This window comes from Psychrobacter sp., assembly GCF_030457785.1.
In the GTDB taxonomy this organism is placed as follows: domain Bacteria; phylum Pseudomonadota; class Gammaproteobacteria; order Pseudomonadales; family Moraxellaceae; genus Psychrobacter.
In genome coordinates, this window is record NZ_JAKDUI010000171.1 from 1 (window position 1) to 5,863 (window position 5,863).

The 5,863-nt window shown below is 44.6% G+C and carries 4 protein-coding genes; all 4 read right to left on the bottom strand.

Annotation, left to right across the window (positions count from 1 at the left end; all coding sequences use genetic code 11):
• Positions 1 to 102: 102 nt before the first annotated feature.
• Complete coding sequence (gene proC / locus L0J61_RS08550; RefSeq protein WP_301466024.1) at positions 103 to 936, bottom strand: pyrroline-5-carboxylate reductase; 834 nt, start codon at positions 934 to 936, stop codon at positions 103 to 105.
• Between the two features lie 156 nt (positions 937 to 1,092).
• The gene (gene tilS / locus L0J61_RS08555) at positions 1,093 to 2,742 is read right to left on the bottom strand and encodes a tRNA lysidine(34) synthetase TilS (protein WP_301466025.1); all 1,650 of its coding nucleotides are present in this window, start codon (positions 2,740 to 2,742) and stop codon (positions 1,093 to 1,095) included.
• Between the two features lie 250 nt (positions 2,743 to 2,992).
• Positions 2,993 to 3,796, bottom strand: coding sequence for an acetyl-CoA carboxylase carboxyltransferase subunit alpha (locus L0J61_RS08560; protein ID WP_301466026.1), 804 nt, complete (start codon positions 3,794 to 3,796; stop codon positions 2,993 to 2,995).
• A gap of 192 nt (positions 3,797 to 3,988) precedes the next feature.
• Complete coding sequence (gene ppx / locus L0J61_RS08565) at positions 3,989 to 5,515, bottom strand: exopolyphosphatase (protein WP_301466027.1); 1,527 nt, start codon at positions 5,513 to 5,515, stop codon at positions 3,989 to 3,991.
• Positions 5,516 to 5,863 lie beyond the last annotated feature (348 nt).

The window sequence follows — 5,863 nt, forward strand, 5'->3', positions numbered from 1 at the left end:
AGTAAGGCGTTGCTTATTTTTTTCAATGGTTCCTCAATTCTATACAGCCCCTAGTTGATTACTTGATTATTTGTTTGCTTGATTATTTGTTTGCTTGATTATCTACTTGCTCATCTCTTCGCTAAGCGCTTGGCTACGATCGTAACAAGCTTTCATGGCTTCGCTGATTTGACGGCCGATGTCATTGGCTTGCATCGACTCAACCGCTGCTTGGGTCGTACCATTCGGTGAGGTCACCTTACGACGCAGCTCAGCAGGCGTATCTTCACTGCCCATCGCCATTTTTGCCGCACCTAACATGGTTTGCATCGCCAGTGCTGATGCCTGTTCTTTGTCCAGTCCTAAAGCCGTTGCGCCATCGACCATCGACTCGATAAAGTAAAACATATAAGCTGGCGCTGAACCTGACACAGCTGTCACCGCGTGCATATGCTCTTCGTCATCGACCCACATGACCAGTCCTGAAGCTTCCATCACTGCCGTTGCTAACTGTTTTTGCTCTGCAGAAATATTATCAGTACCGTACAAGCCAGTCGCACCCATTTGAATCATAGAAGGCGTATTTGGCATCGCACGGACGATATTGCTATATCCTGACAGCATGTCAGATAAAAGCTCAGTCGACAAACCTGCCGCCACCGAAATCACTAGCTGCTTATCCAAAGCATCAGCAAACTCACTGACCACCCGTCTCATTACTTGCGGCTTGACAGCGAGCACCACCACATCAGCATCAATCACTGCAGCCTTAGGGTTTTCGCTTGCATCAACGGTATTCATTCCTTGGCTATCATACTTCTCACGGGTCTCTTTACTTGGTGCTGACACAGTGATTAGTTCAGGCTTGGTACCACAGCTAACCAGGCCGCTAATAAGTGCTTGCGCCATATTACCGCCGCCAATAAAACTGATTTTTTTATTGTCTAATACTGACACATTTATCTCCTGCTTAATAATTCAAAGGCATTCAAACTAACACAACGATATGTGAAATGACACCCAGTCTACCATACTGCCACTAGAACGTGTGCCCAATTCAAACGGACTACCTGCGTAATAGATAAAATCGGTAAAAATAGTGAGGAATAATTATCATATAACATATAGTGCATTACTTGGGCGAAGACAACTGTTGATAAGCTTAGTTAGCTGTTCCTCTTCAATAGCACGGTTCAACGTATCAGTGCCCAATACCCAGCTATCAAACGGTGATAATAATAAAATAGGCAGCTCAACCGCACGTTCATTGGTTGCAAGTTTACTTTCCATACTAGCCATATCGCCACTAGCAATATCATCTTTGCCGACAAACGTCGCACTAACCACGACTAAACTATCTCGCAACCATACCGGCACACCTAAAGTTTGATATAGCTTCTTTCCTGCTTGTGGGCGTGACGCCATGGCAGTTTGCACCCGTTGCAGCCTTCTCAATGGTGCAAATCTAATCTCAATCTCATTTTTATGACTGTGATTGTGATTGTGATTATAACTCTGATGCTTCAATACGCGTGTCAGCGCATTTGGCATAATCTGTGCTTGCCAAACCAATTCCACACTACTGCGTAAAATAAAAGAAATACACTGATTATCATCTGAGCTTGAGTTCACACTCGTTTCGGCAACCATGTCTAATCTTTGACTTTGTATATTAAGTGGTAGCTTTAGCCAATTAAGCCACTGAGTGCTCAGCCTATACATATGCTCACGATAGCGGCGAATGACGTAGGATCGATGAACACCTTGCCAAAAAATCTGCGTTTGATGATCGTGGTCATGACGTTGGCTCAGTGCTAAGGCATCATTTACCAATTGCTTTGCTGGTGGTAACGGCTCATCTTGGCTTATCCAATGGTGCAACAACTGACGCTGTCGGCTGAGCGGCAAACGCTGTAGCGTATTTATGTTGACGACGCGCTGTTCTGGATACTGCTGCAATGAGGCAACTGCCGCCTGCTGTAAGTCATCTTCTGCCTGAGCATTGATAATGACTTGCGCATCGCTTAATAGCTGCGCACTGCGGGCAATATTATCAATCACGTTTGGGTTGTATGTCGCCAACACGGGCATGATATCTCGCCGTAGACCGCTACGCATATTATCACCAGTATCGTTGGTAGGGTCATCTATGTAAGGCAGTTTTAAGCGTTGAGCATAGGCACTAATCTGAGCACGTCGTACCGTCAGCCAAGGTCTCCAAAGTATATTTCGATGACCGTCTCGATCTTGTATACGCCATGGCTGCATACCTGACAGACCATTGACACCTGCCCCTTGAATCAGACGCATCAGTACTGTTTCCGCTTGATCATCAGCATGGTGCGCCAATAGCAATACATCATCTTGATTGATATGTGCCCGCATCACATCATAACGAGCTTGCCGTGCCGCTTGTTCATCATAACCTTGGACTTGCGTAGGCAAAATATGACAAGGTAGATTTTGCACCTTAGCCCAACGCGCGACATGTCCTGCCCAAACCTTACTGTCTGCTTGCAAACCATGATCCACATGCAAAAGCTGCGGCAGAAATGGTAATTTATCTTGTCGATAGAGCTGCACACATAACGCCGCCAATGCTAATGAATCACGCCCACCACTACAAGCCAACCAAACACGCCGACCCTTCAGCTGTTCACCATGCTCAACCGTGCTGCTTACGAGTGCCGTCGCTAAGCCATCATCAATCGGCAAATCAGCAATTGGCATAATAGGATGTGAAAGGATCGCGCTGCTGGTCATAATCAACCTCATTGATGCCAATCAACAGTCATTCCAATAACAGCCATTCCAATAACAATCATTTCAACAACGGGCTATCGAGCTAACAGTGAGAGAAATGAAATATAATCTTGATTGGGCATCAGGTAAATAAGTTTATATGCGAATTGACGGATACAAAAAAACCCGCCATTGAATGACAGGTTTTTATTTTATCACTAAGTTGAATGTCTAGGGCATGTTGAACGCCACTTTAGACGATACGAGCCAATTAACAAGGCAGCATCACTTCAGAGTCGAAGGATTTAAGCTTTTGATAACGTATCTCGCAACGCTCTGTTGCATCTAGATCTTTGATCTCATCTAGCTGCTCAGTGATCAAGGCTTTTAATGCTTCCATGACTGGCTGTGGCTGTACATGCGCGCCTTCACCTTCTTCAACGACGGCATCAATCAAGCCCATTTGATGTAGATTAATGGCATTTAACTTCAGTGCCTCACTCGCATCTTTGGCTTTTTCTGCGGTTTTCCACAAGATAGAGGCACAGCCTTCAGGCGAGATGACCGAATAGATGCTGTTTTGCAGCATGTTGATTTTGTCACCAACCCCAATAGCCAATGCACCACCTGAGCCACCTTCACCGATGATGGTAACAATGATGGGTACTTTTAAGCTCGAAAACACCGCGATGCTTTCAGCGATGGCTTGCGCCTGTCCTCGCTCTTCAGCGCCAATACCAGGATAAGCACCTTGGGTATCTACAAAGGTCATCACAGGAATGTTAAAGCGCTCTGCCATTTTAACCAACCGAATGACTTTGCGATACCCTTCAGGATTGGCCATACCAAAGTTATGAGCGATACGCTCGCGAGTGCTGCGACCACGATGTTGACCAATCACCATCACCGGCTGACCGTCAAAACGCGCCAGACCACCAAGAATGGCTTTGTCGTCGGCATAAGCACGGTCACCGTGCAACTCATCAAACTCGGTAAAAAGTTGATTAACATAGTCCATAAATAATGGACGCTTCGCGTGTCGTGCAAGCTGCACACTATCCCATACCGTGCTCATAGACGCTTCCCTTTAATAAACATACTTAATAATAGCATCGTTATCGTTATTCACTTTCAGGTAATGAAAGTACAGTTGTAAACTCAATACAAGCAATAGTAGCACATCTTATATGGCATGGCATTATTAACAACACCGCTTTTGTTACCTGAACCTATAATTCAAACAGCACAATAGTAAACAGCAAAACCTTTAGATTTCAACCACACTCAAATTCATGCCCCATCTACTGAACTGATCGACTTCAGTACGCAGATCTGCAACTAAGAAAGCATAGTGCTCACTGCCATCCGCCACCGCTATCTGCCAACCACCGTCATCCATAACTTGTAACGTCAATTCTGGTAACGCACAATCACTGCGACTATGATGCGCCAAAACTGCCAAACGCAACAACAAGCAGAGATAGACAAGCTGATCACCACCGATGTGATGCGTTTGCTCTAGCATATCAGATTTTAGCTTGCGGCGATGATTGAACATCAACTGCGCCATGCGCTTTTGATCGACTTGCGAAAACCCCGGAATGTCCGAATGTTCGAGTAAATAGGCACTGTGCTTATGATAGCTACTATGACTGATCGCCAATCCAATCTCATGTAAAAATGCAGAACGTCTGAGTAAATCGCCATCATCGTTGCTCAGACCAAGCTTGTCTTTTACTTGCTGAAACAGATTGCGGCTGGTTTTGACCACTTGTTTGGCTTGTTTCTTATCGCCTGAATAACGCTTAATCAGCGCAAACACGCTGCGGTCACGCACGTCTTCACTCACGAAACGACCAAGCATGTCATACATAACACCTTCACGCAGCGCGCCATCTGAATACACAATAGTCTCTACGCCTAACACATCCATAATAGCAATCAGCACTGCTACCCCAGCTGGAAAGACCGCTCTACGATGCTCTTTGACACCAACCAAGTCAATGTCATCGATATTATCAATTTTCAGTAATAATTTTTTTAATTTTTTGACACCTGCATAAGTAATACATTCTTGTTCATCAGCCCAGCCTTTCGATACTAAGACGTTGCGTACCGCCTTAATCGTACCACTAGAGCCGACCACACTACTCCAGCCTACTGTTTGGTATTGATTATTAATCGCTAGTATTTCTTTGCGTGCGCCTGCTATCGCATTACTAAAAGCATCTTTGGTAATTTGACCATCCGCAAAGTACTTTTGCGTAAATGCAACGCAGCCCATTTGTAAACTCTCAGTCAATATCGGATCAAATTCTTGACCAATAATAAACTCTGTCGACCCACCACCAATATCTATTACCAAGCGTTTGTCACTACTGGCATTGGTGTGTGACACACCCAGATATATCAAACGCGCCTCTTCCCGCCCTGCAATAATTTCAATCGGCTTGGGCAAAATCTTATTGGCTTTAGCAATAAACTCATTGGCATTTTTGGCTTGGCGTAGAGCGTTGGTTGCGACGACACGGATACGCTCCTGTGGTACTGATTCCAAACGCGCTACAAAACGACTTAAGCAATCAAGTCCTCGCTTTTCAGCCGCTTCGCTCAACATTTTCTTGTCATCTAAGCCAGCAGCTAGCTGCACCTTTTCAGACATAGAGACTACTTTTCGAACTTCGCCATGATCAAGACGGGCAATGGCTAAATGAAAGCTGTTGGAGCCAATATCAATAGCGGCCATCATTTCATCGTCAGCGAGCGGTGGGTTTTTCAGAGAGTCAATAGGCATAAGAGAGGTCATTACCATGTTAGATAAATGGGAAAGGATTCAAATCAAAATGAGCCGTCTGCGATATACAAACATCACACGTACATACAATCATAATACTGACACAAATCGACGCAATTTTTGTTATTAAAGCATTTATGCCAATCACTGGCAAGCGAGACAAAATAATGCTTTAAGCCTAACGCACGATTGATAAACCAGCAAATATCCTTGCAAGTTCTGGTGCTTGTGTAACTCAAACCCGTTTGTTACATTGAAAGTCTTTGGTATTGCAATAAAGAACAATAACTTAAGGGGCTGTAGTAGATAAGGATTAAATATCACACCATTTTCTCAAGGTTTTCAGCT

What these genes read in the sequence shown, in the direction of transcription:
- tilS (WP_301466025.1), bottom strand. Translation starts at nt 2,742, where the DNA reads ATGACCAGCAGCGCGATCCTTTCACATCCTATTATGCCAATTGCTGAT.
- L0J61_RS08560 (WP_301466026.1), bottom strand. Translation starts at nt 3,796, where the DNA reads ATGAGCACGGTATGGGATAGTGTGCAGCTTGCACGACACGCGAAGCGT.
- ppx (WP_301466027.1), bottom strand. Translation starts at nt 5,515, where the DNA reads ATGCCTATTGACTCTCTGAAAAACCCACCGCTCGCTGACGATGAAATG.